The sequence below is a fragment of the Sanguibacter sp. Z6_81 genome, from assembly GCF_057180625.1.
This window is the reverse complement of sequence record NZ_JBXUFV010000001.1, coordinates 186,828-212,194: the sequence shown is the minus strand read 5'-3', so window position 1 is coordinate 212,194 and position 25,367 is coordinate 186,828. Positions and strand designations below refer to the sequence as shown.

The 25,367-nt window shown below is 71.5% G+C and carries 27 protein-coding genes and 3 tRNA genes; 15 read left to right on the top strand and 15 right to left on the bottom strand.

Annotated elements, in window-relative coordinates:
- Positions 1-21: 21 nt before the first annotated feature.
- Both purF and purM read left to right on the top strand, forming a co-directional pair.
- Positions 22-1,569: an amidophosphoribosyltransferase gene (gene purF / locus AC2AXK_RS00990; protein WP_484343464.1), complete on the top strand. Its 1,548-nt coding sequence runs from the start codon at positions 22-24 to the stop codon at positions 1,567-1,569.
- A 100-nt stretch (positions 1,570-1,669) separates the two neighbouring features.
- Positions 1,670-2,773 (top strand): phosphoribosylformylglycinamidine cyclo-ligase, encoded by a 1,104-nt coding sequence (gene purM / locus AC2AXK_RS00985; RefSeq protein ID WP_484343463.1) that lies wholly within the window; start codon positions 1,670-1,672, stop codon positions 2,771-2,773.
- A 79-nt stretch (positions 2,774-2,852) separates the two neighbouring features.
- On the opposite strand, the gene AC2AXK_RS00980 is transcribed toward purM, so the two are convergent.
- A complete protein-coding gene (locus tag AC2AXK_RS00980; protein WP_484343462.1) occupies positions 2,853-3,059 on the bottom strand; it encodes a DUF3073 domain-containing protein in 207 nt (68 codons plus the stop codon).
- A gap of 326 nt (positions 3,060-3,385) precedes the next feature.
- On the opposite strand from AC2AXK_RS00980, the gene AC2AXK_RS00975 reads away from it, so the two are divergent.
- The gene (locus tag AC2AXK_RS00975; RefSeq protein WP_484343461.1) at positions 3,386-3,616 is read left to right on the top strand and encodes a BldC family transcriptional regulator; all 231 of its coding nucleotides are present in this window, start codon (positions 3,386-3,388) and stop codon (positions 3,614-3,616) included.
- A gap of 61 nt (positions 3,617-3,677) precedes the next feature.
- Here the strand turns inward: AC2AXK_RS00975 and AC2AXK_RS00970 are convergent, their stop codons facing one another.
- The 5 genes from AC2AXK_RS00970 to AC2AXK_RS00950 all read right to left on the bottom strand — a co-directional run bounded on the left by AC2AXK_RS00970 (position 3,678) and on the right by AC2AXK_RS00950 (position 4,946).
- Positions 3,678-3,962 (bottom strand): DUF3618 domain-containing protein, encoded by a 285-nt coding sequence (locus AC2AXK_RS00970; RefSeq protein ID WP_484343460.1) that lies wholly within the window; start codon positions 3,960-3,962, stop codon positions 3,678-3,680.
- Positions 3,959-4,384, bottom strand: coding sequence for a phage holin family protein (locus AC2AXK_RS00965; protein ID WP_484343459.1), 426 nt, complete (start codon positions 4,382-4,384; stop codon positions 3,959-3,961). The genes AC2AXK_RS00970 and AC2AXK_RS00965 overlap by 4 nt, the downstream gene beginning before the upstream one ends.
- A gap of 149 nt (positions 4,385-4,533) precedes the next feature.
- Positions 4,534-4,606 (bottom strand) — tRNA-Phe (locus AC2AXK_RS00960).
- A gap of 49 nt (positions 4,607-4,655) precedes the next feature.
- Positions 4,656-4,729 (bottom strand) — tRNA-Asp (locus AC2AXK_RS00955).
- 144 nt (positions 4,730-4,873) lie between these two features.
- Positions 4,874-4,946, bottom strand: a tRNA-Glu gene (locus AC2AXK_RS00950).
- A 170-nt stretch (positions 4,947-5,116) separates the two neighbouring features.
- Between AC2AXK_RS00950 and AC2AXK_RS00945 the strand changes: the two genes are divergently transcribed.
- From AC2AXK_RS00945 to AC2AXK_RS00920, 6 genes are all read left to right on the top strand, one after another.
- The gene (locus AC2AXK_RS00945) at positions 5,117-5,470 is read left to right on the top strand and encodes a metallopeptidase family protein (protein WP_484343458.1); all 354 of its coding nucleotides are present in this window, start codon (positions 5,117-5,119) and stop codon (positions 5,468-5,470) included.
- Between the two features lie 67 nt (positions 5,471-5,537).
- Entirely contained in the window at positions 5,538-6,524 is a 987-nt protein-coding gene (galE, locus tag AC2AXK_RS00940) for a UDP-glucose 4-epimerase GalE (RefSeq protein ID WP_484343457.1), read from the top strand.
- A gap of 7 nt (positions 6,525-6,531) precedes the next feature.
- Positions 6,532-7,749 carry a hypothetical protein gene (locus AC2AXK_RS00935; protein WP_484343456.1) on the top strand — a complete coding sequence of 406 codons (1,218 nt, stop codon included), beginning with the start codon at positions 6,532-6,534 and terminating at the stop codon, positions 7,747-7,749.
- A 210-nt stretch (positions 7,750-7,959) separates the two neighbouring features.
- A complete protein-coding gene (locus AC2AXK_RS00930; protein ID WP_484343455.1) occupies positions 7,960-8,535 on the top strand; it encodes a TerD family protein in 576 nt (191 codons plus the stop codon).
- 115 nt (positions 8,536-8,650) lie between these two features.
- Positions 8,651-9,796, top strand: a complete 1,146-nt coding sequence (locus AC2AXK_RS00925; RefSeq protein WP_484343454.1) for a DUF475 domain-containing protein — start codon at positions 8,651-8,653, stop codon at positions 9,794-9,796.
- A 60-nt stretch (positions 9,797-9,856) separates the two neighbouring features.
- Positions 9,857-10,432 (top strand): TerD family protein, encoded by a 576-nt coding sequence (locus AC2AXK_RS00920; RefSeq protein ID WP_484343453.1) that lies wholly within the window; start codon positions 9,857-9,859, stop codon positions 10,430-10,432.
- 96 nt (positions 10,433-10,528) lie between these two features.
- Here AC2AXK_RS00920 and AC2AXK_RS00915 read toward each other — a convergent pair whose 3' ends face one another.
- The gene (locus AC2AXK_RS00915) at positions 10,529-12,016 is read right to left on the bottom strand and encodes a TerD family protein (RefSeq protein WP_484343452.1); all 1,488 of its coding nucleotides are present in this window, start codon (positions 12,014-12,016) and stop codon (positions 10,529-10,531) included.
- Between the two features lie 47 nt (positions 12,017-12,063).
- On the bottom strand, positions 12,064-13,359 hold the full coding sequence (gene aroA, locus AC2AXK_RS00910) for a 3-phosphoshikimate 1-carboxyvinyltransferase (protein WP_484343451.1): 1,296 nt from the start codon (positions 13,357-13,359) through the stop codon (positions 12,064-12,066).
- A gap of 185 nt (positions 13,360-13,544) precedes the next feature.
- Between aroA and AC2AXK_RS00905 the strand changes: the two genes are divergently transcribed.
- Genes AC2AXK_RS00905 through AC2AXK_RS00890 form a run of 4 tightly spaced genes read left to right on the top strand, consistent with a single transcriptional unit; the run spans position 13,545 to position 18,299 of the window.
- Complete coding sequence (locus AC2AXK_RS00905) at positions 13,545-14,702, top strand: HpcH/HpaI aldolase/citrate lyase family protein (RefSeq protein WP_484343450.1); 1,158 nt, start codon at positions 13,545-13,547, stop codon at positions 14,700-14,702.
- Entirely contained in the window at positions 14,699-16,171 is a 1,473-nt protein-coding gene (locus tag AC2AXK_RS00900) for a phosphoribosyltransferase family protein (protein ID WP_484343449.1), read from the top strand. Before AC2AXK_RS00905 ends, AC2AXK_RS00900 begins: the two co-directional genes overlap by 4 nt.
- A complete protein-coding gene (locus tag AC2AXK_RS00895) occupies positions 16,168-17,424 on the top strand; it encodes a cysteine protease StiP family protein (RefSeq protein WP_484343448.1) in 1,257 nt (418 codons plus the stop codon). The genes AC2AXK_RS00900 and AC2AXK_RS00895 overlap by 4 nt, the downstream gene beginning before the upstream one ends.
- Positions 17,421-18,299, top strand: coding sequence for an HAD family hydrolase (locus tag AC2AXK_RS00890; protein ID WP_484343447.1), 879 nt, complete (start codon positions 17,421-17,423; stop codon positions 18,297-18,299). Before AC2AXK_RS00895 ends, AC2AXK_RS00890 begins: the two co-directional genes overlap by 4 nt.
- Before the next feature lie 19 nt (positions 18,300-18,318).
- Here the strand turns inward: AC2AXK_RS00890 and AC2AXK_RS00885 are convergent, their stop codons facing one another.
- Positions 18,319-18,777: an Hsp20/alpha crystallin family protein gene (locus AC2AXK_RS00885; RefSeq protein WP_484343446.1), complete on the bottom strand. Its 459-nt coding sequence runs from the start codon at positions 18,775-18,777 to the stop codon at positions 18,319-18,321.
- A 256-nt stretch (positions 18,778-19,033) separates the two neighbouring features.
- Positions 19,034-19,498 carry an Hsp20/alpha crystallin family protein gene (locus AC2AXK_RS00880; RefSeq protein ID WP_484343445.1) on the bottom strand — a complete coding sequence of 155 codons (465 nt, stop codon included), beginning with the start codon at positions 19,496-19,498 and terminating at the stop codon, positions 19,034-19,036.
- Between the two features lie 266 nt (positions 19,499-19,764).
- Between AC2AXK_RS00880 and AC2AXK_RS00875 the strand changes: the two genes are divergently transcribed.
- Positions 19,765-21,255, top strand: a complete 1,491-nt coding sequence (locus AC2AXK_RS00875; RefSeq protein WP_484343444.1) for a mechanosensitive ion channel family protein — start codon at positions 19,765-19,767, stop codon at positions 21,253-21,255.
- Positions 21,256-21,273: 18 nt separating this feature from the next.
- On the opposite strand, the gene AC2AXK_RS00870 is transcribed toward AC2AXK_RS00875, so the two are convergent.
- The 5 genes from AC2AXK_RS00870 to AC2AXK_RS00850 all read right to left on the bottom strand — a co-directional run bounded on the left by AC2AXK_RS00870 (position 21,274) and on the right by AC2AXK_RS00850 (position 24,758).
- Entirely contained in the window at positions 21,274-21,471 is a 198-nt protein-coding gene (locus tag AC2AXK_RS00870; RefSeq protein WP_484343443.1) for a hypothetical protein, read from the bottom strand.
- A gap of 122 nt (positions 21,472-21,593) precedes the next feature.
- Positions 21,594-22,283: a DUF4166 domain-containing protein gene (locus tag AC2AXK_RS00865; protein ID WP_484343442.1), complete on the bottom strand. Its 690-nt coding sequence runs from the start codon at positions 22,281-22,283 to the stop codon at positions 21,594-21,596.
- A complete protein-coding gene (locus AC2AXK_RS00860; protein WP_484343441.1) occupies positions 22,280-23,044 on the bottom strand; it encodes a hypothetical protein in 765 nt (254 codons plus the stop codon). Before AC2AXK_RS00860 ends, AC2AXK_RS00865 begins: the two co-directional genes overlap by 4 nt.
- A 79-nt stretch (positions 23,045-23,123) precedes the next feature.
- Positions 23,124-23,678 (bottom strand): DoxX family protein, encoded by a 555-nt coding sequence (locus AC2AXK_RS00855; RefSeq protein ID WP_484343440.1) that lies wholly within the window; start codon positions 23,676-23,678, stop codon positions 23,124-23,126.
- A gap of 84 nt (positions 23,679-23,762) precedes the next feature.
- Positions 23,763-24,758 carry a helix-turn-helix transcriptional regulator gene (locus tag AC2AXK_RS00850; RefSeq protein WP_484343439.1) on the bottom strand — a complete coding sequence of 332 codons (996 nt, stop codon included), beginning with the start codon at positions 24,756-24,758 and terminating at the stop codon, positions 23,763-23,765.
- On the opposite strand from AC2AXK_RS00850, the gene AC2AXK_RS00845 reads away from it, so the two are divergent.
- Positions 24,757-25,287, top strand: coding sequence for a VOC family protein (locus AC2AXK_RS00845; protein ID WP_484343438.1), 531 nt, complete (start codon positions 24,757-24,759; stop codon positions 25,285-25,287). The two genes, AC2AXK_RS00850 and AC2AXK_RS00845, sit on opposite strands and share 2 nt — an antisense overlap.
- Positions 25,288-25,367 lie beyond the last annotated feature (80 nt).

Genomic DNA, 25,367 nt, shown 5'->3' with positions numbered 1-25,367 from the left:
GGCCTGTGGGAGACTTGTGCTGTGGCCCCCCGTGGAGATGGACTTCTCAATCATGACCTCATGCCCGGTGAGAAGGGACCGCAGGACGCGTGCGGCGTCTTCGGTGTCTGGGCACCTGGCGAAGAGGTAGCGAAGCTTGCCTACTTCGGTCTGTACGCGCTCCAGCACCGCGGCCAGGAGTCAGCGGGGATCGCGACGAGCAACGGCGAGCAGATCCTCGTCTACAAGGACATGGGACTCGTCTCCCAGGTGTTCGACGAGACCGCGCTCAACGCGCTCACCGGACACATGGCCGTGGGTCACTGCCGCTACTCCACGACCGGTGGGGTGACGTGGGAGAACGCCCAGCCCACCCTTGGTGCGACCGCGTCCGGCACGGTGGCCCTCGGCCACAACGGGAACCTCGTCAACAGCGCGGAGCTCGTCGAGCTCGTCGCCGAGCGCTACGGTGCCCAGCGCCGCGGTGAGCTCGCCCGGGGCAACACCACCGACACCGCGCTCGTCACCGCCCTGTTCGCGGGCGACCCGGACCACACGCTCGAGCAGACCGCGCTCGAGGTGCTGCCGCGTCTGCGCGGCGCCTTCAGCCTCGTGTTCATGGACGAGGGCACGCTCTACGCGGCGCGTGACCCGCAGGGCGTACGTCCCCTCGTCCTCGGCCGGCTGGCTCGCGGCTGGGTCGTGGCGAGCGAGACGCCTGCGCTCGACATCGTCGGAGCGAGCTTCGTCCGGGAGATCGAGCCGGGCGAGCTCATCGCGATCGACGAGGACGGCCTGCGGTCCCAGAAGTTCGCAGAACCCGCCAGGTCGGGCTGCGTCTTCGAGTACGTGTACCTCGCTCGTCCGGACACGACGATCAAGGGCCGCTCCGTCCACGCCGCCCGGGTCGAGATGGGTCGCCAGCTCGCCCGTGAGCACCCCGTCGAGGCTGATCTCGTCATCCCCGTCCCGGAGTCCGGGACCCCTGCAGCCGTCGGGTTCGCCCAGGAGTCCGGCATCCCGTTCGGCCAGGGCCTCACGAAGAACGCCTACGTGGGCCGGACCTTCATCCAGCCCTCGGACACGCTGCGTCAGCTCGGCATCCGGCTCAAGCTCAACCCGCTGCGCGAGGTCATCAAGGGCAAGCGCCTCGTCGTCGTCGACGACTCGATCGTCCGCGGGAACACCCAGCGGGCGCTCGTCCGGATGCTCCGGGAGGCGGGTGCGGCGGAGATCCACATCCGCATCAGCGCGCCGCCCGTCACGTGGCCCTGCTTCTACGGCATCGACTTCGCGTCCCGCGCCGAGCTCATCGCCAACGGCCTCAGCGCCGACGAGATCGGGCAGTCGTTGGGGGCCGACTCGTTGGGCTACATCTCCCACGACGGCATGATCGCCGCCACGGAGCAACCGGCGTCGCAGCTGTGCAGCGCGTGCTTCACCGGCAGGTACCCGATCGCGCTGCCCGACTCGGAGCAGCTCGGCAAGCACCTCCTCGAGCAGGCGGAGCTCCCTCTCGGCGCACCCGAGGACGGGCTGCGGTCCCTCTCGGTCGGTGCTGGCGGGTCGACCGCCCTCGCGCATCCCTGATCGATCCCCCTCCTTCGCGGCGCGCCCCGTGCGCGACCCCGGCGGGTCCCGCCCGGACGCGCCATGTTCCCCCGCCTCGTCCTCACAACTGGAGTCACTCGTGTCTGAAGGCCTCACCTACGCCGCTGCCGGCGTGGACACCGCTGCCGGCGACCGCGCCGTCGAGCTCATGAAGGCCGCGGTCGCCCGGACGCACGGTCCCGACGTCCTCGGCGGTGTCGGCGGCTTCGCCGGACTGTTCGACGTGAGCATGCTCAAGTCCTACGACCGTCCTCTGCTCGCCTCGTCCACGGACGGTGTCGGCACGAAGGTCGCGATCGCCCAGGCGCTCGACATCCACGACACCATCGGCTTCGACCTCGTCGGGATGGTCGTCGACGACATCGTCGTGTGCGGCGCGCAGCCCCTCGTCATGACGGACTACATCGCGACCGGCAAGGTCGTGCCCGAGCGCGTCGCCGACATCGTGCGGGGCATCGCAGCCGCGTGCGAGGTTGCCGGTACCGCCCTCGTGGGTGGCGAGACGGCCGAGCACCCCGGCCTCCTCCGCGAGGACGAGTACGACGTCGCGGGGGCGGCTGTGGGGGTCGTGGAGGCCGCGGACCTGCTCGGTCCCGACAAGGTGCGCGAGGGTGACGTCGTGCTCGCCCTGGGCTCCTCGGGGCTGCACTCCAACGGGTACTCGCTGGTCCGTGCCGTCGTGAAGCACGCCGGCTGGGCCCTGGACCGCGACGTGCCCGAGTTCGGGCGCACGCTCGGCGAGGAGCTGCTCGAGCCGACCCGCGTCTACGCGAGCGACTGCCTCGCGCTCGCCCGGGACACCGCGGCGCAGGTCCACGCGTTCTCGCACGTCACGGGTGGTGGACTGGCGGCCAACCTCGCGAGGGTGCTGCCTGTCGGGCTCAGCGCGCAGGTCGATCGCGGGTCGTGGGCCGTGCCCGCCGTCTTCGACGTCGTCCGTGGGTTGGGGCAGGTGCCGTGGTCAGACCTCGAGAACACGCTCAACCTCGGTGTGGGGATGATCGCGGTCGTCGGTGCCGAGGGTGCCGACGCTGCGCTCGCGCGGCTCGCGGCGCTGGGTCTGCCGGCCTGGGTCCTGGGGACGGTCACGGCGGACGACGGCGCCCGGGGCGCCGACATCGTCCGGGGGTCCAAGGGAGTCGACGGCGGGGCCGTCCGGATGGTCGGCAGCTACCGGGTCTGAGTCCCGGCACCACGAACTGGCCGCCCTGCGCAGGTGCGCGGGGCGGCCAGTTCAGAGGTGTGAGGAAGGGGTAACCCGGTCAACGCTCGTCGGAGCGGTCCGCGTAGCGGTCCCAGTCCTCTGCGTCGTCGGAGACACTCACCGCGCGGCGAGGCTCCGTAGCTACATCGGTTCGGCTGTGACCGGTCAGCTCTTGTTCGAGCGCCTTGTAGTTCGTCTCGGGGCTGAAGTACTTCAGCTCCCGGGCGACCTTGGTCTGCTTTGCCTTCTGACGGCCGCGGCCCATGGCTCCGACCCCCTCAACGTAGAAGCGGGGCGGCAACGTGCTCAGACGTGCGGCCCCGGGGTAAGTTTCGTCTGTTCGTGGGTCAACGGTACATGCTGCCAGCGCCCCCGGACCACCTCTTGGTGGAGGGCAGGGGCGATCTGGTCCTCTTTCGTGATGTGATCTCGGTCTCCACCACGAGTTCTGCACCGTTTTCACCCTCTTCCTCACCCCCCACGTGAGGCGCACGAATCGCCCTTAGTGGGATAGTGGATGAATATGCAACCACCTGTCGCACGCTCCGACACCCCCCGGAGCCAGGTGGCTGCAAGGAATGAGGTCCCCCTATGTCGATCAACCGTGGAGAACCGGAAGTGCTGCTGACCCCCGCCGAGGTGGCAAGCCTCTTCCGTGTCGACCCGAAGACCGTGACCCGATGGGCGAAGGCCGGCAAGCTCTCGTCCATCCGCACCCTCGGTGGCCACCGCCGCTACCGTGAGGCCGAGGTCAAGGGTCTCCTCGCCAACTCCGGCGTGGTCGTCGTCGAGGACGAGCTGAGCGCACGCCGGGGCGCGTGACACGACGTCAAGAGAGGGGCCGTCCCGTCGGGGACGGCCCCTCTCTGCTGCGCGACGAGCGTCAGCGCCGTCGCGCGACCTTGATGACGATCACCACGACCACGACGACGACGCCTGCGGCGGCGCCGAGGAGGACCTTGACGTTCCGTGCGCGGTTGGACGCCACCGGCAGTCCGTTCCCGCCCAGGAGCGCCCCGGTGTCCTCCACCGCGAGCCGGGTGGCTTGAGCAGCGTCGTCCGCGAGTGCCTTCGGGGCGAGCCGGTTCGTCAGCTCGTCCACCGTCGCTGCGAGGTCCGCACGGGCCCGCAGGACCTCCGCGCTGAGCTCGGCCTCGTCCGCGCTCATGACTGAGCCCCTTCCTTCACCGCGGTGACATCGTCCTTGATGCTCGTGATCGTCCGCGTGGGTGTCGGGGGTATGCCTCGCTTGAGAGTCTTCACGCCGATCAGCCCGAGCACGCCGGCGATGACGAACAGGACGAGAGCGACGACAAGAGCGGCGAGCCACAGTGGCATGACCTCGTCGAGGCCGGTCATCGCAGCGTGCAGGGCGAACCCGAGGCCGTAGAGGCTGAGCACCGCGGCGGCGCCTGCCAGCGCGATGCCGACGCCTGCGTGCTTGGCCTTCACGGCGAGCTCGGCCTTCGCCGACGCGATCTCCGCGCGCACGAGTCGTTTCGTCTGCTCGGTCAGCTGCTCGATGAGCGCGCTGATGGAGGGTCGTGGTGAACCGGGCGCAGCTCGCCCGTCGTCCTTCATGGTGGTCATCCGGCACCCGCCTTTCACGGTTGACGCTATCTCAACTCAACCGGTCCCGCGGTGTGCCCGCAACCGCGGACGCATGCCGGTCGTGCGGGGTCGGGCAGACGGTGCCGTGCAGACACAAAAGAACCCCTGGTTGCCCAGGGGTTCATGTGTGGCTCCGACCGGCGTCGATCCGGTGACCTTTCGATTTTCAGTCGAACGCTCTACCAACTGAGCTACAGAGCCTTGACATGAACGCCCGGCCGATGGAACTGACCGGGCGTTCATGATCAAGCGACCCCGACGGGACTTGAACCCGCGACCTCCGCCGTGACAGGGCGGCGCGCTAACCAACTGCGCTACGGGGCCTTGAGGCACTACGTGTGTTTCAAGGATCGTGCTGTACTGCTCTCGCTTCCGAGGCTGACCTCTTGGCGAACCTGGAAGATCGTACCGTACATCTGCGGACTCTCTGACATCCGGTGCCTGAACGCTGCACCCTCAGAGTACCCGTACCCCCAACGGGATTCGAACCCGTGCTACCGCCGTGAAAGGGCGGCGTCCTAGGCCGCTAAACGATGGGGGCCTGGTCGAGGACGGACGAACATGTCGAGAGTCGACGACCTCGCACAGCATAGGGCGCCCGATCCCTCCGGCGCAAAAAGACAGGCGCGGCACGGGCGGCGGCACGGGTGACGCGGCCCGGACCTGTCCTGCGCGACACCCCACCCGTGCCGGGTGGGAGAGGATGGCTGGATGGTCGAGATGTCGCGTGAAGAGTTCGAGGGCGCCGTCAGCGATGGTCTGGACCTCGTCCCACCGGACCTCGCGGCCCAGATGGACAACGTCGTCGTGCTGGTCGAGGACGACGCACCCGAGGACGAGCCAGGCCTGCTCGGGCTCTACGAGGGGGTCCCGCTCACCGAGCGGGACTTCGGCTGGGCGTCCGGCTCGCTCCCTGACCGCATCACGATCTTCCGGAACCCCACGCTCGCCGTGTGCGAGACGCGGGAGGAGGTCGTCGAGGAGGTCGCCATCACCGTGGTCCACGAGATCGCCCACCACTTCGGCATCGACGACGACCGCCTCCACGAGCTCGGCTGGGGATGAGGTCGGAGTGCTTCGGTGCCCGACGAGGAGGGTGGGGGCGGCAGGCCGTGGCCGGTAGCCTGCTGACATGACGATTCTGGTGACGGGCGGGGCGGGGTACATCGGGGCGCACGTGGTGCGTCTGCTGCAGCAGCGTGGCGACACGGTCGTCGTCGTGGACGACCTCAGCACCGGGCGGGCGGACCGCATCGGTGACGCAGCGCTCGTCGAGCTCGACGTCGCGAGCGCCGGGGCCCGTGAGGTTCTCGCCGCGGCCATGCGGGAGCACGACGTCGACGCCGTCATCCACTTCGCGGGACGCAAGCAGGTGGGCGAGTCCGTCGTCCGTCCCACGTACTACTACGAGCAGAACGTCGGCGGGATGACCAACCTCCTCGGGGCGATGGAGGACGCGGGTGTCGACCGTCTCGTCTTCTCGTCCTCGGCGGCCACCTACGGCATGCCGTCGGTGTCGGTCGTCGAGGAGAAGCTCCACGCCGAGCCGATCAACCCCTACGGCGAGACGAAGCTCGTCGGGGAGTGGCTCGGCCGTGCGGCCACGCGCGCCTGGGGGCTGCGGTTCGTGGCGCTGCGCTACTTCAACGTCGCCGGCTCCGGCTGGGACGACCTCGGTGACCCCGCGGTGCTCAACCTCGTGCCGATGGTCCTCGACCGGATCGCCCGCGGCGAGTCCCCGAAGATCTTCGGGGACGACTACCCCACGCCCGACGGCACGTGCATCCGGGACTACATCCACGTCCTCGACCTCGCGCACGCCCACCTGTCGGCGCTCGACCACCTCGCGTCGAACGAGGCGCGTCCCTTCGACGTCTTCAACGTCGGCACGGGTGAGGGGTCGTCCGTCAAGGAGGTCATCGACGGGCTCGCCGCCGTGAGCGGGCTGACGATCACCCCCGAGGTCCTCGATCGCCGTCCCGGTGACCCGCCGCACCTCGTGGGGAGCCCGGCCCGCATCAACACCGTCCTGGGCTGGCACGCCCGCGCCGGCCTGCCGGAGATCCTCCGCTCAGCCTGGGACGCCTGGCAGGCGGGTCCCCGACGCATCGACGTCTGAGACGTCCGTGCTCGAGCGCTCCGGCGTGCCGCACCCGGGCCCGCTCCTGCGTGACGACCAGTCGGGGCTGGTGCTGCCGGTCCCGTGGGGTTGGTCGGTCGTCGACGACGTCGGCGGGGTGACGTGCGAGGCCCCCGGCGCGCAGGCGGACGCGACCGGACGCGTCGTCGGCTCGCAGATCCGCATCGAGGCGCTCGGCGGCACCGACGCGCTCGTGCCCCGGTACGCACCGCCAGTGGCGTCCGCCCAGCGACCTGACCCCGGGCGCCCGCCGGACCGGATGGCGGTCGAGCGTGCGGTCCGCGGGATCGTCGAGGACGCGTTCGCCGCGGACCACCGGGCATGCCTCGTCGACCGACGTCCGTGGCCCCTGAGGTCGCGCGACGGACGCTACGTCGAAGGCGTCCGGGTCGACGTCGCGCAGCACGACATGACGACGCCGCTCATCGTGAGCACCGTCGTCGTCGAGGCCTCGGGCGGTCCCGCCCGGGTCACGGCGTCGGTGCCCGTCGCGCACCAGCGGACCGTCCTGACGGCGGTCGAGCACGCGTTGGCCTCGATCGAGGTGCCGGGGGGCGCGGTGCGGCCCGACGAGGCACACCCCGACGAGGCACACCCCGCCGATGGGCGCCCTGACCCGATCCCGGGCCGGTACGTGCCGCCCGTGGACCAGCTCACCTCGGCCGAGCTCGAGGTGTTCGTCACGGGATCTCACAAGATCGTCCCGCGCTGGCGCCCCGGGCCCGTGCGCGCCGGTCTGCTCACGCCCGACGGCGTGGCGACACCGCTCGGCGACTACGTCCGACGCGCGGTCGGGCGTCCGGACGCCCGGGTGCACCTCGAGCTCGCCGGTCCTCCCGGCACGGACGGCGCGCGGTCGACGTTCGGGATGCTCATGGACCGCCGCGACCACCGCGTCGTGATCCGCGCGGACCTCGGCGTCACGGTGGACGTGCCCGGGACGCTCGGCCGCAGCGTGCGGTCCGCGGTGGAGACCTTCGAGGTCGTCGACGTCGCCGCCGCACCGGCGCGGGCAGCGGCGTGGCTCGGTGCAGGCCCTGCCGGGCCCGGGGCCGACGGCGCGCTGCCCGCGGGCTGGACGGCCGTCGTCACGTCGGCCGTCGCGGACCGCGTCGGGGCGCGACCGCAGGTCACCGCCGTGCCGCTGGGCCCTCCGGGCCAGCCCTGGCACGACTGGCTGCGCCTGGTCGACGCGTTGGGCTGACCACGGTGGCACGCCTGGGCCCGCGGGCCCGGTGCCGGCTCAGCGCGGCCTCGCCGAGCGTGGCGACGGGGAGTTCTCACCACCATTTTGCGCGAGATTCGACCGCCTTACAGCAGGTCTCTCGCGTTATAGTCAAGCCGTCGCCCTCTGGGTGACGGACCATCGAAACGGCGGGGGCGCAAAACCCCGTCCCGAGCGTATGGAGTACTCGTGGGAGTCAGTCTTAGCAAGGGCGGAAACGTCTCGCTCACCAAGGAGGCGCCCGGCCTCACCGCCGTGACGGTCGGCCTGGGATGGGATGTCCGCACGACGACGGGTGTCGACTTCGACCTCGACGCGAGCGCGATCCTTCTCGGCGCCAGCGGCAAGGTCCTCACGGACGGCCACTTCGTCTTCTTCAACAACCTCACCAGCGCGGACGGCTCCGTCGAGCACACCGGTGACAACCTCACCGGTGAGGGCGACGGCGACGACGAGCAGATCAAGGTCAACCTCGCAGCCGTCCCGGCCGAGGTCCAGCGGATCGTGTTCCCCGTGTCGATCTACGACGCGGCTGCCCGCTCCCAGAACTTCGGCCAGGTGTCCAACGCGTTCATCCGCGTCATGAACCAGGCCGGCGGCGTCGAGCTCGCGCGCTACGACCTCAGCGAGGACGCCTCCACCGAGACGGCCATGGTCTTCGGTGAGCTGTACCGCAACGGTGCGGAGTGGAAGTTCCGCGCCGTGGGTCAGGGCTACGCAGAGGGTCTCGCGGGCATCGCCCGCGACTTCGGCGTCAGCGTCTGATCGTTCACCTGCTTCACCTGCATCACTGCTGACACACATCTCCACAGCACGACGGGCGGCCCGGGGTCTTCGACCGTGGGCCGCCCGAGTGATGTCACCCTAGACAAGGACACGCATGTTCCTGCGCACCTTCGGCTGGTCATTCGTCGTGACGATCGCGGCACTGATCACTGCTTTCTTCTACGGAGGCTGGGAAGCCTTCGTCCTGTGCGTCATCCTCGGAATCCTCGAGGTCTCGCTCTCGTTCGACAATGCGGTCGTCAACGCGAAGATCCTCCAGCGGATGTCTGACTTCTGGCAGAAGATCTTCCTCACCATCGGCATCCTCATCGCCGTGTTCGGCATGCGTCTTGTCTTCCCGCTCGTCATCGTCAGCGTCACCGCGGACCTCGGCCCGGTCGAGGCTCTCCAGCTCGCGATGGAGAAGGGGGACCCCGACACCCCGGGCACCTACGGGTACGCGCTCGCCGAGGCGCACCCGCAGATCGCGGCGTTCGGCGGGATGTTCCTGCTCATGCTGTTCCTCGACTTCATCTTCGAGAAGCGCGAGATCACGTGGCTGTCCTGGCTCGAGAGGCCGCTCGCGAAGGTCGGCAAGCTCGAGAACGTCTCGGTCGTCACCGCCACGGTCCTCCTGCTCCTCGCCGCCGAGCTGCTCGCCGACGATCCCCATGTCGTGCTCCTCGCGGGCGTCCTCGGCATGGTCACCTACCTCGCGGTCAATGGCCTCGGAAACCTCTTCACCGTCCCCGGGGACGACGAGGAGGACGACAGCGTGAGCGCCACCGTCGTGGAGAAGGTGACCCACTCCGGGCCGTCCACCCTCGCGAAGGCGACCGGCAAGGCTGGGTTCTTCCTCTTCCTGTACCTCGAGGTGCTCGACGCGTCCTTCTCGTTCGACGGCGTCATCGGCGCGTTCGCGATCACCCCGGACCCCGTGATCATCGCGCTCGGCCTCGGGTTCATCGGTGCCATGTTCGTCCGGTCCATCACGATCTTCTTCGTCAAGAAGGGCACCCTCTCGGAGTACGTGTTCCTCGAGCACGGCGCGCACTGGGCGATCGGTGCCCTCGCGGCGATCCTGCTCGTCTCGATCAAGGTGCACATCGACGAGATCATCACGGGTCTTCTCGGTGTCGTCTTCATCGGGGCGTCGTTCGTGTCCTCCCTGCGGTACCGGAAGAAGCACGGCACGGGTGCCGACGCATCGGAGACCACGCCCGGCGGGACCGCCGAGACGCGGGACGCGCCCGTCCCCTGATCGTTTCCACCCCCACCCGAGCGGCCCGCAGAAGCCGGGCCGCACCGAAAGGACGCATGCATGTCAGTGAACTTGTCCAAGGGTCAGAAGGTCTCCCTCGCGAAGCCCAGCGGCGGGACCCTCACGCGGGTCCGCATGGGCCTCGGGTGGGACGCGGTGAAGAAGCGCGGCTTCTTCGGCAAGCGCGAGCAGGAGATCGACCTGGACGCGTCCGGGCTCCTCTTCGACGCGGCGGGCCGGCTCGTCGACCAGGTGTGGTTCAACCAGCTGCAGAGCGTCGACGGGTCCGTCATGCACACGGGCGACAACCGCACGGGTGCGGGCGACGGGGACGACGAGTCGATCATCGTCGACCTCACGCGGGTGCCCGCGACGGTGACGACGCTCGTGTTCACGGTGAACTCGTTCACCGGACAGGACTTCACGCAGATCGAGAGCGCGTTCTGCCGCCTCGTCGACGAGGCGTCCAACACCGAGCTCGCACGGTACGACCTCTCGGGGTCGGGGACGCACAACGCCCAGATCATGGCGAAGGTGACCCGTGAGGGAGACGGATGGGCCATGACGGCGATCGGTGCCTCGGCGACCGGCCGCACCTTCGACCAGCTCCTTCCGTCCGTGCGCCCACACCTCTAGGGGCGCGGCAACGACGACGACGGCCCGTCGCCGCACCCCCTGGGGTCGCGGCGGCGGGCCGTCGTCGTCGATCGCGCTGGGTCGGGGCGCTGCCCCTCAGGCTCCGGCGCGCAGGAACTGACCGGCCGTGCCGAGCATCGCCTTGACGGTCTTGCCGTCCTGGAACTCGCCCAGGCCCTCCATCTCCCACACGTCGCCCGCGCCACGCCGCAGCACGCACATGAACACGCCGGTCGCAGCCTTGGAGTCCGTGAGGTCGAACCGGACGAGCTCGGCGCCGTTCGTCGAGTCGACGAGCCGGCAGTAGGCGTTCTTCACGTCCGTGAACCTGTGCCCCGCGAACGAGTTGATGGTGAAGACGACGGCCGCGACCTGGGCGGGCAGCTTCATGAGGTCGACGAGGATGACCTCGTCGTCGCCGTCGCCGGCTCCCGTGAGGTTGTCGCCCATGTGCTGGACGGCGCCCTTGCACGCCTTCTTGCTCATGAACCACGCCTTGTCGATGTCCTTGCCGGAGGCGTCGAGAACGATCGCGGAGGCGTCGAGGTCGATGTTGCCGCGACCTGTCGCCGGGTCCCAGCCCAGGCCGAGCTGGACGCGGGTGAGGGCCGGGGCCCCCGTCTTCGCGAGGCTCACACGCTGGCGCTTCTGCAGGCTCACGCGGCCCTTGTCGAGGTTGACGGGCGCCGACGCGGGTGGCGGCACGGAGCCGAACGCGGGCGCGGTCGGCGGCGGCGCGTACCCGGGAATGGGCGCCGGTGCCGGGGTCGCGCCGAAGGCGGGCGCGGGGGTGCCGTACGTCGGTGCGGGAGAACCGTAGGCGGGAGCGCTCGGCGCAGGCGTCCGGTCCGGGCGGGTGTACGCGGGCGGGGCAGCGGGGGCTGCGGCCGGCGGTGCGGCCGGGGTCCGGTCCGGCCGGGTGTAGGACGGCGCGACAGCGGGCTGTGCGGAAGGCGTCCGATCGGGCCGGGTGTACGACGGCGGGCGCAGCGACGCGGCGTCGGCCGGAACCGAGGGGGCCGGGGGTGCCGCGGCAGGCTGCGCGGGCGCCGGCTCGTCGTCGACGCTGATGCCGAAGTCGGTGGCGAGGCCGGCGAGCCCCGAGGCGTACCCCTGGCCGACGGCCCGGAACTTCCACTGGCCGTTGCGGCGGTAGATCTCGCCCGAGAGGAACGCGGTCTCGGTCGTGGCATCGGTGACGTCGAACCGGGCGACCAGCGTGCCCGTGTCGAGATCCGTGAGGACGAGGTAGAGACCGGGGACAGCACCGAAGGTGCCGCCGTCGGCCGATGCGCCGAGGATGATCCGCTCGACGTCCGGCTCGACGCGTGAGAGGTCGACCTCCAGGGCGTCGTGCACGGAGCCGCCGACGGGCTGCTTCGGCGTCTTGCGGACCGCCCCCGACGCGTGCTGCGGCTGGTTGAAGAAGACGAAGTCGTCGTCGGACCGCACCTTCCCCGTGCCGAGGAGGAGGAGCGCGGACGCGTCGACGTCCGGCGTACCGGGGCCCGTGGTCCAGACGAGCTCGGCGCGGAGGCGGGTGGCGGACAGCGGGATGTTCATCCCCTTGGTCATCTGCGTCATGGCCCCATAGTTCCAGAGGAGTCCGACACATCCACCCCGGCGACGCGTCAGGCGGGCAGCCGCCACTCCTGGCGCAGCCTGCCGAACACCTCGTGGAACTCGGGGAAGGTCTTGCGGACGCAGCCCGGGTCGTCGAGCTCGAGCCCGTCGGCGCGCAGCCCGGCGACGGAGAAGCTCATGGCGATGCGGTGGTCGCCGTAGCAGTCGATGACGGCGGGGCGGGTGTCGCCGGGCCAGATCTCGATCCAGTCGCGTCCGGTCTCGACCCGCACGCCCATCGCCCGCAGGTTCGTCGCGCACGCCTCGAGGCGGTCGCACTCCTTCACCCGCGTGTTGTAGACGTCCTCGATGCGCGTGGGGCCGTCGGCGAACGGCGCGATCGCGGCGAGCGTCGGCATCGTGTCGGAGATGTCACGCATGTTCACGGTCACGCCGCGCAGGACGTCGGTGCCCGTCACCGTCGTGCTGTCCGGGCCGACGGTGACGTCCGCGCCCATCGACGCGAGGACGTCGACGAACGCGAGGTCCCCCTGCATCGCTCCTGCGCCCAGTCCGGGGACGGTGACCGTGTGCCCGGTGATCGCCGCCGCGGCGAACACGTAGCTGGCCGTCGAGGCGTCCGGCTCGATGTCGTACGTGCGGGCCACCGGCACCTGCGGGTCCACCCGGTACGAGCCGTGGCCGCGCGTCGCCCCGACGCCGAACGCGGCCATCATCGTGAGCGTCATGTCGACGTAGGGCTGCGAGACGAGGTCCGTCACCGCCACGTCGAGACCGTCGGCCATCGCGGGTGCGGCGAGCAGCAGCGCGGTGAGGAACTGGGAGGACACCGAGCCGTCGATCTCGAGGTGCGCCGAGGGGATGCCGTCGGCCACCACGGTCATCGGCAGGTGCCCGTCCGCCTCCTCGTACGTCACGCCGACGCCGAGCGACCGCAACGCCTCGCCCAGCGGGCCGACCGGTCGCCGACGCATCTGGGGGGACGCGTCGAACCGGTACCGCCCATGCCCGACGGCGGCCAGCGCGGGCAGGAACCGCGCTGCGGTCCCGGCGTCGCGGCAGTAGACGTCCGCGGTCGGCGCCGGGGGCCCCCCGGGGTGCCCCACGATCGTCCACGCGTCGTCACCGAGCGTCACGTCGTACCCGAGCGAGCGCAGTCCGTCGACGAACGCCTCCGTGTCGTCCGAGCGCAGCGGCCGACGCAGCACGGACGTCCCCGCCGCGCTCGCGGCGAGGAAGAGGGCACGTGCCGTCACGGACTTCGAGCCCGGGATCTCGACCGTCGTCACAGGGTCCACCTCACGTCGTCGGGCCGCGGACGGGATGCCGCGGCAGGTCGCCATCGTATCGAGGGTGCGTCTGCGCACCCCGGTCGTTCCTGGCGCACCTGACCGCTCGGCGGGGTGGGCACCTCTCCCCGGCGTGAGGTGTTCCGGGGCGAGCAGGCGTCAGTTATCGTGACAGCGCGCCCGACCTCGAGCGCCCGGGGTCCCGACAAGCCTCCCCGTCGATCACCAGACAGGGCACCATGCGCCACTTCGACTACCTCAGCCCGGCCGAGACGGACCACCTCTTCTTCCGGCCGCCGACCCCGTTCACGGTCGACAGCCCGCCGGAGATGCTCGCGGTCGCGCTCGGCGCGACCCTCTACAGCCCGGCGACCCGCCCCACGCTCGCGCAGGACATCGCGAAGCGCGCCGCCCTCGGCGTCATCTCCGTGGTCGTGTGCCTCGAGGACTCCATCGCGGACGACGAGGTGCCGGACGCGGAGCGCAACGTCGTCGAGCAGCTGCGGGAGTACGCGCTGTCGGGCCCCGTGGGTCCGCTCGTGTTCGTGCGCGTCCGGGCGGTCTACCAGATCGCGCTCGTCGCCGAGGGGCTCGGTGAGCACGTCTCGGTGCTCGCGGGGTTCGTCATCCCCAAGTTCCTCGAGGACACGGGCGTCGAGTACCTCGAGGCGGTCCAGTCCGTGAGCGAGCGTGCCGGACGGCGCATGTACGCGATGCCCGTGCTCGAGTCCCCGGCGCTCGTGTTCCGCGAGAGCCGGGTGTCCGAGCTCAGCGGCGTGCAGCGTGTCCTGGAGAAGTACCGGGACTCGATCCTCGCCGTGCGGATCGGCGCGACCGACCTGTGCTCCGCCTTCGGGCTGCGCCGCACGCGGGAGCTGACGATCTACCACGTGCACGTCATCGCGGACCTCGTCGCGGACATCGTCAACATCCTCGGCCGGGCCGACGGCTCCGGGTTCGTCATCTCCGGGCCCGTGTGGGAGTACTTCGCGCAGCACGAGCGCATCTTCAAGCCCCAGCTGCGGGAGACACCGTTCATCGAGCAGGACGAGCGGACGCTGCGCATGCGGATGATCGACGCGGACCTCGACGGGCTCATCCGTGAGGTCGTCCTCGACCAGGCGAACGGACTCACCGGCAAGACCGTCATCCACCCGTCCCACGTCGTGGCGGTGCACGCGATGTCCGTCGTGTCGCACGAGGAGTACGTGGACGCGCTCGCCGTCCTCGACACGGCTGGTGGCGGGGCCCGGGCGTCGGCGTACCGCAACAAGATGAACGAGAGCAAGCCGCACCGGGCGTGGGCGGAACGGGTCCTGCTGCGGGCAGAGGTCTTCGGCGTGTACCGCGAGGACACGGGCTACGTCGACGTCCTCAGCGCGAGCCCCCTCCCGTGACGGGGACACGCACCGCCGCCCCGTGGGCGGGGACGTGGGTCACGGAGCGGCTCGGGGTCCGTCTGGGCACCGGGGAGTCGGCCGTCGGCATCGAGCTCGACGAGCTCGTCGGGCTCGCGGTGCGGCGCAACCCCCGCCGCGCCCACCTGCTCGTCTCCACGGTCCTGGGCAAGCACGTGCCGACGGACCCGCGGATCGTGGACGCGGCGGGCGCCCTCCTCGGCCACCTCGCCGCGGACGCCCTCGCGGGCTCGACGGCGGCTGCCGGGGCTGCACGTGCCGCGGACGTCGCGGGGGTCCTGCGGGACGCCCTCGCCGGGCGCGACGACGCCATCGAGCGTCTCGGGGCGTCCCTCGAGACCGTCGCCGACGCCGCGCCCCCCGTACCGTCGGGTGCCGTCGTCATCGGGTACGCGGAGACCGCGACGGCGCTCGGGCACTGCGTGGGGCGGGTGCTGGGCCTGCCCTCGTTGCACTCCACCCGCCGGGCGGTCGCCGGGGTGACCCCGGCCGCCGGGTTCGCCGAGGAGCACTCGCACGCCACGGAGCACCTCGTGCTGCCCGACGACCCGCGCATGCTCGCCGAGGCGGACGTCGTCGTGCTCGTCGACGACGAGATCTCCACGGGGCGCACCGCGCTCAACACGGTCGCCGCGCTGCACGCCGACCAGCCGCGCAGCCGCTACGTCGTCGCGGCGCTCATCGACCTGCGGTCGATCGCCGACCGGGAGCGGTTCGCGACCGTCGCCCGGGACCTCGGGACGCGGATCGACGTCGTCGCGCTGGCCTCCGGTGCGATCGACCTGCCCTCCGACGTCCTCGCGCGGGCGGAGCGCGTCCTGGCGGCCGTCCCGGCGGCGGCGGAGGGCGCGCGGGTCCGAGCTGCGGCCCCGGTCCGCCGGGTGACCGGGTGGCCCCCGGGGGTGCGTGACGGCGGACGCCACGGGTTCCACCCGCACGACGAGGTCCGGCTCGCGGAGGCCGCCGACGCGGTGGCCCGGGAGCTCGCCGACGGGCTCGTCGGCGATCGTGCGCTCGTGCTCGGGTTCGAGGAGCTCATGTACGCGCCACTGCGCGTGGGCGTGGCGCTCGCCCAACGGTCCGCCGCGACGGTGCGGTACTCGACGACGACACGGTCGCCCGTGCTGGCCGTCGACGACGCCGGTTACGCCATCCGCTCGACCCTGGCGTTCCCCGCGCACGACGATCCGTCCGACGGCCCCGGGCCGCGCTACGCGCACAACGTGGACCCCGGCGGTGACACGTCCCGCCGGTTCACGGATATCGTCGTCGTCATCGACTCGCCCGCTGACACGGCCGGACTGGCCGCCCCGGGCGGATTGCTCGACGCCGTCGCGGGGTGCTGCGACCAGGTCCACCTCGTCGTCGTCCCCGCGTACCACCCTGCCGCGCACCACTCTGCCGCGTACCACTCCGCCGCGCACCACCCTGAGGAACTCCCACTGTGACCCTGCACACCGAGACCGCCGCTCCTGCGGTCGCCACGTCGCCCCGACCCGGGGAGACACCGCTCCCGACGCCGCTCCACGGTCCTGCGTTCGGCTCGTACGCCCCGCACGAGGTCGCATGGCTGCTCAGCGACCTGTCCGGCGTCGAGCTCGAGGCGCCCACGGAGGAGCGCGAGGAGGCCATCCAGTCCGGCGGCGCCCACTACGCCGAGTCGCTGCCCGTCGAGTACCAGCCGACCACCGAGTACCAGGAGCTCTTCCACGCTGCCCTGCGCACGTCCGCCGGGCGCCTCGCGCACGCCGTCGGGGTCCTCACCGAGCTCGTCCTCGCCGAGCGCGGCGAGCGGGCGGTGCTCGTGTCCCTCGCACGTGCAGGGACACCCGTCGGGGTCCTCATGAAGCGGTGGGCGAGCTACGCGCACGGCCTCACGCTCCCGCACTACGCGGTGAGCATCGTGCGGGGACGGGGCATCGACCAGGTCGCCCTCGAGTACCTCGCCGCGCACCACGACCCCGCGGACGTCGTGTTCGTCGACGGCTGGACCGGCAAGGGAGCGATCGCGCGTGAGCTGCGCGTCGCCGTGGAGCAGGCCAACGTCGCGCTGGGCCTCACGGAGCGACCGGCCGACGCCGACGACAACGTCCCCGGACCGTTCGACCCCGACCTCGCGGTGCTCGCGGACCCCGGGCACTGCGTGCGCCTCTTCGGCACCCGGGACGACTACCTCATCCCCTCGGCGTGCCTGAACTCGACGGTCTCGGGGCTCGTGTCGCGGACCGTGCTCAACGACGATCTCATCCGCCCGGGGATGTACCACGGTGCGAAGTTCTACTCCGAGCTCCGCGGAGCGGACGTGTCGGGGGAGTTCCTCGACGTCGTCAGTGCCCGGTTCGGGAGCGTCGCGCAGGCCGTGACCACGACGGTCGCGGAGCGTCGTGCCCAGGCGGAACCGGAGGTCACCTGGGCGGGCTGGTCCGCCGTCGAGGCGATCAGCGAGGAGTACGGGCTGGGTGACGTCAACCTCGTCAAGCCTGGCGTGGGGGAGACGTCCCGCGTCCTGCTGCGCCGGGTGCCATGGAAGATCCTCGTCCGGACGGGCTCCGGCGCGGACCTCGGTCACGTGCGCCTCCTCGCCGAGCAGCGCGGGGTCGAGGTCGTCGAGGTCGACGACCTTCCCTACTCCTGCGTCGGCCTCATCCACCCCCGCTTCACCCGCGGAGCCACGGGTGCCGACGGGACGGCGGCGCAGTGAGCGCGGGCGACGTCGACGTCGCGCGGATCGCGGACCTCTCGGCTCCCGTCGTCGCGGCGTGCGACCTCGACCGGACGCTCATCTACTCCGGCAAGGCCGCGCGGATCGGCCTGACCGACGGCGCTGATCCGCGGGCGCTGCTGCGCGACCTGGCGTGCGTCGAGATCTACGACAGCAAGACCCTCTCGTACGTCACGCAGGCGGCCCTGCGGACGATCGAGTCGCTCACCACGCTGGGCGTGCTCGTCCCGGCGACGACGCGGACGCGCGCGCAGTACCGACGGATCACCCTCCCGGGCCCGCAGGTGCCGTACGCGATCACGGCCAACGGCGGGTTCATCCTCGTCGACGGCGTCGCGGACCGGGCGTGGTCGGAGCACGTCCGTGGGGTGCTGGCGGAGTCCTCGCACCCGTTCGACGAGGTCGAGGGATACATGCAGGGCGTGTTCAAGCCCGAGTGGACGAAGAAGCTCCGCAGCGCGGAGGGCCTCTTCTGCTACGCGGTCGTGCAGCGTGAAGCGATGCCGGCCGGATTCGTCGACGACGTCGCGGGCTGGGCGCGCGCGCACGGGTGGCACGCCTCGTTGCAGGGCCGCAAGCTCTACCTCGTGCCGCAGGAGCTCCGCAAGGGCGCGGCCGTGGCCGAGGTGGCGCGGCGGGTCGGCGCCGGGACGGTCCTGGCGGCGGGTGACTCCCTGCTCGACGCGGAGATGCTCGAGGGGGCCACGGCCGCGATCCGACCGGCCCACGGCGAGCTGCACGACGTCGGGTGGTCGTCGCCGAACCTCACGGTCACGGCCGCTGCCGGGGCGGCCGCCGGCGAGGAGATCGCCGAGTGGCTGCTCGCGGCCGCCCAGGGGCGCGCGACCCGCTGACGCGGGCCGCGCGCGCGGGTCAGGCTCCGGCGTGCTGCCCGATCGCCTCGGTGCTGCCGCCGCCCACCGTCCGGTTGCCCCCGGTGTGGGCGACCTCGATGCGGCGGGGCTTCGACTGCTCGCTCACCGGGATGGACAGCGAGAGCACGCCGTCGTTGTACGCGGCGTCGATCTTGTCGAGCGCGAGGCCTTCGCCGACCGTGAGCTGACGTGCGTAGGTGCCCGCGGGCCGCTCGCGGACGAGCCACTGCGCGTCGCCGTCGGACGGGGCGTTCCGCTCGGCGCGGATGGTCAGTGTGCGGTCCTCGACGGAGACGTCGATGGAGTCCGGCTCGACCCCGGGGAGATCGACGTTGAGCGTGTAGTGGTCCCCGGATCGCAGCAGGTCCATCGGCATCGCGGCGGCGTTGCGCGTGCCGCTGACGACGGAGCCGAGCAGGCGGTCCATCTCGTGGAAGGGGTCCCAACGTGTAGCCATGAGTGCTTACCTCCTGGACAACGGCTCCGGACTCTCCGGAGCGCAACCGTGCCGACCGCGAGCCATGCCCGTTTCAGGCCGTATGTCCGTTCTAGCACGTGCGGACAGCGCATGCTCGGCGAGGTCGCGCTCCCGTCGCCGCCCATCGCTGGCGCCCGCTGAGTCCGGACACGGGGCCGCCCCGTCTCGTCCGCACAGGACGTGGCGGGGCGGTCGAGCGCAGGGGAGCTCTCGCTCCTCCTGTCCCCGGAGGTTCCTAGGCGTCCACGGTCTGCGCGGACTCGATCGCCTCGGGTGAGCCGGCGGCGCCGACGGTGCTCGACCCGGCGTGCGTGACCTCGATGCGGCGCGGCTTCGACTGCTCGCTCACGGGGATGGTCAGGGCGAGCACGCCGTCCTGGTACGTGGCGGCGATCTCGTCGAGAGCCAGGCCCTCGCCCACCGTGAGCTGACGGGCGAAGGTGCCGGACGGGCGCTCGCGGACGAGCCACTGCGCGTCGCTGTGGGAGCGGGGGGTGCGTTCGGCGCGGATCGTCAGGGTGCGGTGCTCCACCGAGACGTCGATGGACCCGGGGTCCACGCCCGGCAGGTCGACGGTGAGCACATAGTGGTCGCCGGAGCGGAAGAGGTCCATCGGCAGCGGGGCAGCGTTGCGCGCGCCACTGACGACCGAGCCCAGCAGGCGGTCCATCTCCTGGAAGGGGTCCCAACGTGTAGCCATCGCCCATCACCTCCTTGACGACGACCCCGGACCGTCCGGGGCCTCTGCGCGACCCGGCCCGCCTGGGGCGGCCGGTGCGGCTACGGGACATTTTTTTAGCACTCGCGCACGGCGAGTGCCAACCGGGCGTGTTCGCCGTGAGCGAACGGCGGACACCGCGCTGGGCTTGCCGCAGCGCGGTTCCGGGCGGTGCATCGCCGCTGGTCACAACATGTTCTTCACCCGATCGTCATGACATCCCCCAGCGCGGCGCCTAGCGTGGACGCATGCCCGAAGCCGACGTCCCTGACGCGACCAACGTGCTCCTGACAGTTCTCAGCGTCCTCGGCGCAGTCGTCGTGGCCTTCGTCCTCGGAACCGTCATCTCCGTGCTCACCCGACGCCTCGCGAGCCGGAGCTGGATGGCCGAGGACCTGTCCCGGCGGATGCGCAGACCCCTGCGAGCGGTGCTCATGGTCGTCGCCGTGTGGATCGCGGTCCGGCTCGTGACGGCTCCCTCGCAGGGCTGGCTCCCCTTCGCGGAGCACCTGCTGCTCATCGCCTTCATCATCGTCGGCGCGTGGTTCGTCGGAGCGCTCGCCTTCGTCATCGAGGACGGTGCCCTGCTCCGGTTCCGCACCGACGTCGCGGACAACCGGCACGCGCGACGCGTGCGCACGCAGATCACCGTGGTCCGGCGCGTCACCGTGGCCGTCATCGTCCTGTGCGCGCTCGCGGGGGTGCTCCTGACCTTCCCCTCGGCCCGGGCGGCAGGCGCGAGCCTCCTCGCCTCCGCCGGTGTCGTGTCGATCGTCGCCGGTCTCGCCGCCCAGTCGACCCTGGGGAACGTGTTCGCCGGGATGCAGATCGCCTTCACGGACGCGATCCGCGTGGACGACGTCGTCGTGCTCGAGGGAGAGTGGGGGCGGATCGAGGAGATCACCATGACGTACGTCGTGGTGCACATCTGGGACGACCGACGCCTCATCCTCCCGTGCACGTACTTCACGACGACACCGTTCCAGAACTGGACGCGCCGGGCGGCCGACCTCCTCGGCACGGTGGAGATCGACCTCGACTGGGACGTGCCCGTAGAGGCCATGCGCGCCGAGCTCACCCGGCTGCTCGCGGCGACCGACCTCTGGGACAAGCGCGTGGGCATCCTGCAGATCACCGACGCCGTGGGTGGGTTCGTCCGGGTGCGCGCGATGGCCAGCGCCGTCGACGCCGGGACGCTGTTCGACCTGCGCTGCTATCTCCGTGAGGGCCTCGTGACGTGGCTGCAGCGCTCCGCCCCCCAGGGTGTCCCGCGGGTGCGGGTCACCGAGGGGGCGCCCGAGATCCCCGAGCCTCCGCCCGGGGCCCTCCCGCCCGAGGCCGCCCCGGCCGGACACGCCGCCCCCGCGCCCCCGGCCGCCGAGCAGCCGCGTCTGCCGGCGCGGATCCCGGTACGGGTCGCTCGACCGGGCGTGCGGATGCGGTTGGCCGAGCCCACCCGGGGCGTCCATCCCGCCGACGGCGACCCGCGCGGCGGGCTCGGTGACGTCGCCGAGACGCAGGTGCTCAGCGCGGCGGAGGCCGCAGCCGGCGGACTGTTCACCGGGAGCCCGGCGGCGCGCGAGCGTCTCAAGGCGTTCTCCGGTCCCGGGCGCGACGTCATCGACGAGCGGGAGAAGACCGCACGGATCGCGCGCATCTCCATCGACGCCGACGAGCCGGGGCGCCACGACGAGAGCTCGGACCCGGACGGCCCGACGGCGGTCGACCGCTCGTCCTGACCCTCCGGGCGCCGCGGCTCAGGGCAGGTGGCTGTGCTCCTCTGCCTCTTCCTGGGCCTCGAGGAGCGTGGGCCACAGCGCCCCGTCGGCCGTCAGGTCGGCCGGCGGAGGGGTGCACCGGAACTGCCACCGGTGGTGGTTCTTCGTCACCGTGTAGACGCGGTCGGCCGTGGATGCCGTCCACACCTCTGGCGCGGTCTCCTGCCACTGCATCATGGGAGCCTCCGGGCGGTCGTCGTGGGTGGTGGAGCCTCCGACGCTACCGGCGGTCGTCCCGGTCCGCCCGGGACGCGGCGCGCACCACCGCACCCCGGGCCCCGGTCGTCACGGAGCGCCGTTCACCGTCGGTACTCCTCACGCAGCGGTTTCGCCGCGGCAGGGATCGTGGCCGCGGCCAGCTCGGAGTAGGAGCACTGGAAGGTGCCGCGGTACCCGAAGATCGGGCCCACGACCGGGTTGCTCACGGTGAGGTCGACCCGGAAGCAGCCCGCGTCGTCGTCGTAGTGCTCCCGCAGGACGCCGGTCCCGCTGGCGATCATCGGGAACGAGAATCCGACCGGGCCCGAGTAGAAGCGCTGCGGCCCGGTGCGCACGACGAGCCCGCCGCGCTCGTCGACCTCGAGGTCCAGGTCGACGGCGAGGTGCTGGTGCGTGCCGAGGTAGTCGAGGACACGGTCGTTGCGTGCGTCGTAGACCATCGTCGCGTCGAAGCGGCTGCGGCGTCCGCGGGGGAACTCGAACGTCCGGACGAACGTCACGGTGTCGCGCCCCAGCGAGTCGGTGTAGGCGTAGTTCTCGATCGTGAACGGCACGTCGGTCCCCGTCCGCGGCACGAGGATGTTCCGCCACGCACCGAGCCACAGGAAGGGCACCGTGACGGCGGGTCCGCGCCAGATCTCCTCCATGACGCCGCGCCCCACGCAGGCGTTCTCCCCGTCGGGAGTCAGGCCGAACCGGCGCCGCATCTCGGGGTGGAGACGGTCGGTGTCGCTGCCGAGGGCACGCGCGAAGACGGGGTCGGTGATCATGAGCGCTCCTGTGGGGTGGGGTGGGGCAGGGGTGGGAGCCGCGAGGCGCTGACGCGCTCGGTGATGCGCGGTGGGCGCTCGACGCCGACCGGCGTGCGCCGGCAGCGTCGGGCGCGTGGCACGTCGACGGGCAGCGGGGCGACCAGCACGACACCTGCTGCGGCGAGGAGCCCGAGAGCCCGGCGTCGGGGGCCCCCGGACGACGACCGGGCGGCCACGACGAGCGTGGCCAGGGCCACCACCCGCGCCGAGAGGACGACGAGACTGCGCACGAGGGACGCGCGCGGAGTGATCCCGTCCTCCAGCCACAGGCGCAGGCGGTCGAAGCTCCACGCGGTCATCCATCCGATGAACGGCCGCACGACGACGCGGTCCAGCGTCGCGCCCTGCCAGCCAGGCGTGTAGTCGTAGCCCGTGAGGAACCGGACGCCGTCGGCGTCGGGCACGTACCGCCAGTACCCGGCGCCGGTCGCGATGGGCGAGAGCGCGTCGTCGGCCGCGAAGCGCAACGCGGACGTGCAGCCGCCGTCGGGCCGGTGGCGCTCGCCGAGCGAGATCCCGACGCCGGTCAGGGGGAGGCCCGGCAGCGCGCGGTTGGCGTAGGTGAACTGCTGCGGGTCACCGTCAGGCGTCGGCAGGTGCGTGATCGACGTGAAGCGCAGGTCCCATGAGGCGTGGAGGTCGGGGTCCTGGGTGGCCGTCCAGAGGGTGGCCAGATCCGTCTGGATCCGGATCTCCACATAGATGCGCTCATGTCCCATTTGCGCAAGGCTAGTGGTCGACGAGCATGTCGCGACAGTGGGCGCGAGTGCGGTGGGTCACAGGCGCGCGGTCGAGCGGTCAGCGCAGCCAGGTGTGCCGGCCGACGAGTGCTGCCCACGGGCGTCCCAGGCCCCAGGTGTCCCCGGCGTTGAGCGCGGCGAGCAGCACGACGGCGAGGGCGAACACGAGGTGCTGGTCGACGAGCGGGTTCTGGCTGCCGGAGTTGAACGGCCAGCTCGCGACGTAGAGCGTGAGCATGAGGATGGCGCCGGCGACGGCGGCGATGCGCAGGCCGATCCCGAGGACGAGGGCGAGGCCCACGCCCAGCATGCCGAGCATGAACAGCCAGTCGGACAGGGGGCTGGCCATGGATGCGAGCAGGTCCTTCGCCGGCCCCTCGACGCCGTCGCTGCGCAGGTAGCCCTGGCTGGGGGCGCCGCCATGGATCCAGGCGCGGTCGGACGGGGTCGCGAAGCCGAGGCCGAACGCCTTGTCGAGGAAGGGCCAGAGGAACACGAGACCGACCGCGATGCGGAAGACGGCGAGGATCCGCCGCGCCGCGACGTGGGTGACGACCGTCTCTGGGGCGGCGGTCGGGCGTGAGTCGAGGGTGCTCGGGGCTGCGTTCGTCATCGTCGCTCCATCTTCAAGCCTTCGTCGTTGAATGTTGAATGGCTTGCGGAGCGTAGCGCGAAACGGGCATTCGTGTCTTTAGTCCTAAAATGTTTCGTCTGATCGCGCCTCGAGGCCCTGGCCAGCTGCGGCAGAGCGGCCCGCGAGGACGGCGAACGCGTCGCGGAGATCCTGCGGCGACACCGCCGTGACGGGAACGTCGAACCGCACGAGCGCGGCCGCGAGCGACATCCACGACCAGGACCCGACGACCACCCGGCAGCGGTCCGGACCGAGGTCCGTGACGATGCCGTCGGGCAGGAACGGCGCCACCTCCCGCGTCGACAGGGCGAGGACGGCCTCACCGACGCACGGAAGGTTGCCGAACTCGTCGGAGCCCGTGAAGCGGGCGGCGAGGAAGGTGCGGACGTCACCACCCGGGACGGTCCGCGGTGCGAACCGGGGACCGGTGGGTGTGCGCGGCCGGAGGCGGTCGAGGCGGAACACCCGCCAGTCGTCACGGTCGAGGTCGTGGGCGACGAGGTACCACCGGCCACCGTGCGCGGCGACGTGGTGGGGTTCGACGCGCCGCGGCACGGGAGCCGCGCCGTCGGGGTCGTCCGCCGCGCCGTAGTCGAAGCGCAGCACCTCGTTCGCACGGACGGCCGCCATGACGGCGAGCAGGACGTCGGGGTCCGTCCGTGGAGTACCCGGGTGCTCGGGGAGCGTCGTGAACCGCACGGCATCGAGACGGTGGCGCAGCCGGGAGGGCAGCACCTGACGCACGGTCGCGAGCGCTCGCAGGGCACCTTCGCCGACAGGCCCGACGGACCCGGCCGCGGTCTGGAGGGCGACCGCCAGGGCGAGGGCCTGGTCGTCGTCGAACATCAGCGGCGGGAGCTCCGCACCTGCCTCGAGCCGGTACCCGCCGTCGGGTCCCTTCACGGCGTCGATCCGGTAGCCCAGCTCACGGAGCCGCTCGACGTCGCGCCGGACGGTGCGGCTGCTGACGTGCAGCCGGTCGGCCAACACGTCACCAGGCCAGTCCCGCCGCGTCTGCAGCAGGGACAACAGCGTGAGCATGCGCGACGAGGACCCCATGCGCCCAATCTTCCTCGAGAAGAGGACAGAAACCGACCGCTACTACGTCGATGCTCGTGGGAGGGCCGCACCGAGCGGCCCGCCCGACGAGGACGAGGAGTCCACCATGACCATCGACGTCACACCCCACCTGAACTTCCGCGGCGACGCCCGGGACGCCCTGACCTTCTACCGGTCCGTGTTCGGCGGCGAGCTCGCGATCATCAGCTACGCCGACATGGGGACGACCGACCCCGCGACCGCCGACCACGTCGTGTGGGGCCAGGTCTCCGCACCGGACGGCTTCCGGGTCATGGCCTACGACGTCTACCCCCACCTGCCGTGGGACCAGGGGCAGGACCCGTTCTTCGTGTCCGTGCGCGGCACGGACGCCGACGAGCTGCAGCGGTACTGGGACGGGCTCGCGGACGGGGCAACCGTGACGCAGCCGCTCGCCGCGTCGCCGTGGGCGCCCTTGTACGGCCAGCTCACGGACCGCTTCGGCGTGACGTGGGTGCTCGACATCGCGGTGGACCAGTCTGCTGGGTGACGGGACCGCTGGGTCACTGGGCCGCTGGGTGACTGGGTCGCTGGGTGACTGGGGCCGCTGGGTGACTGGGGCCGCTGGGT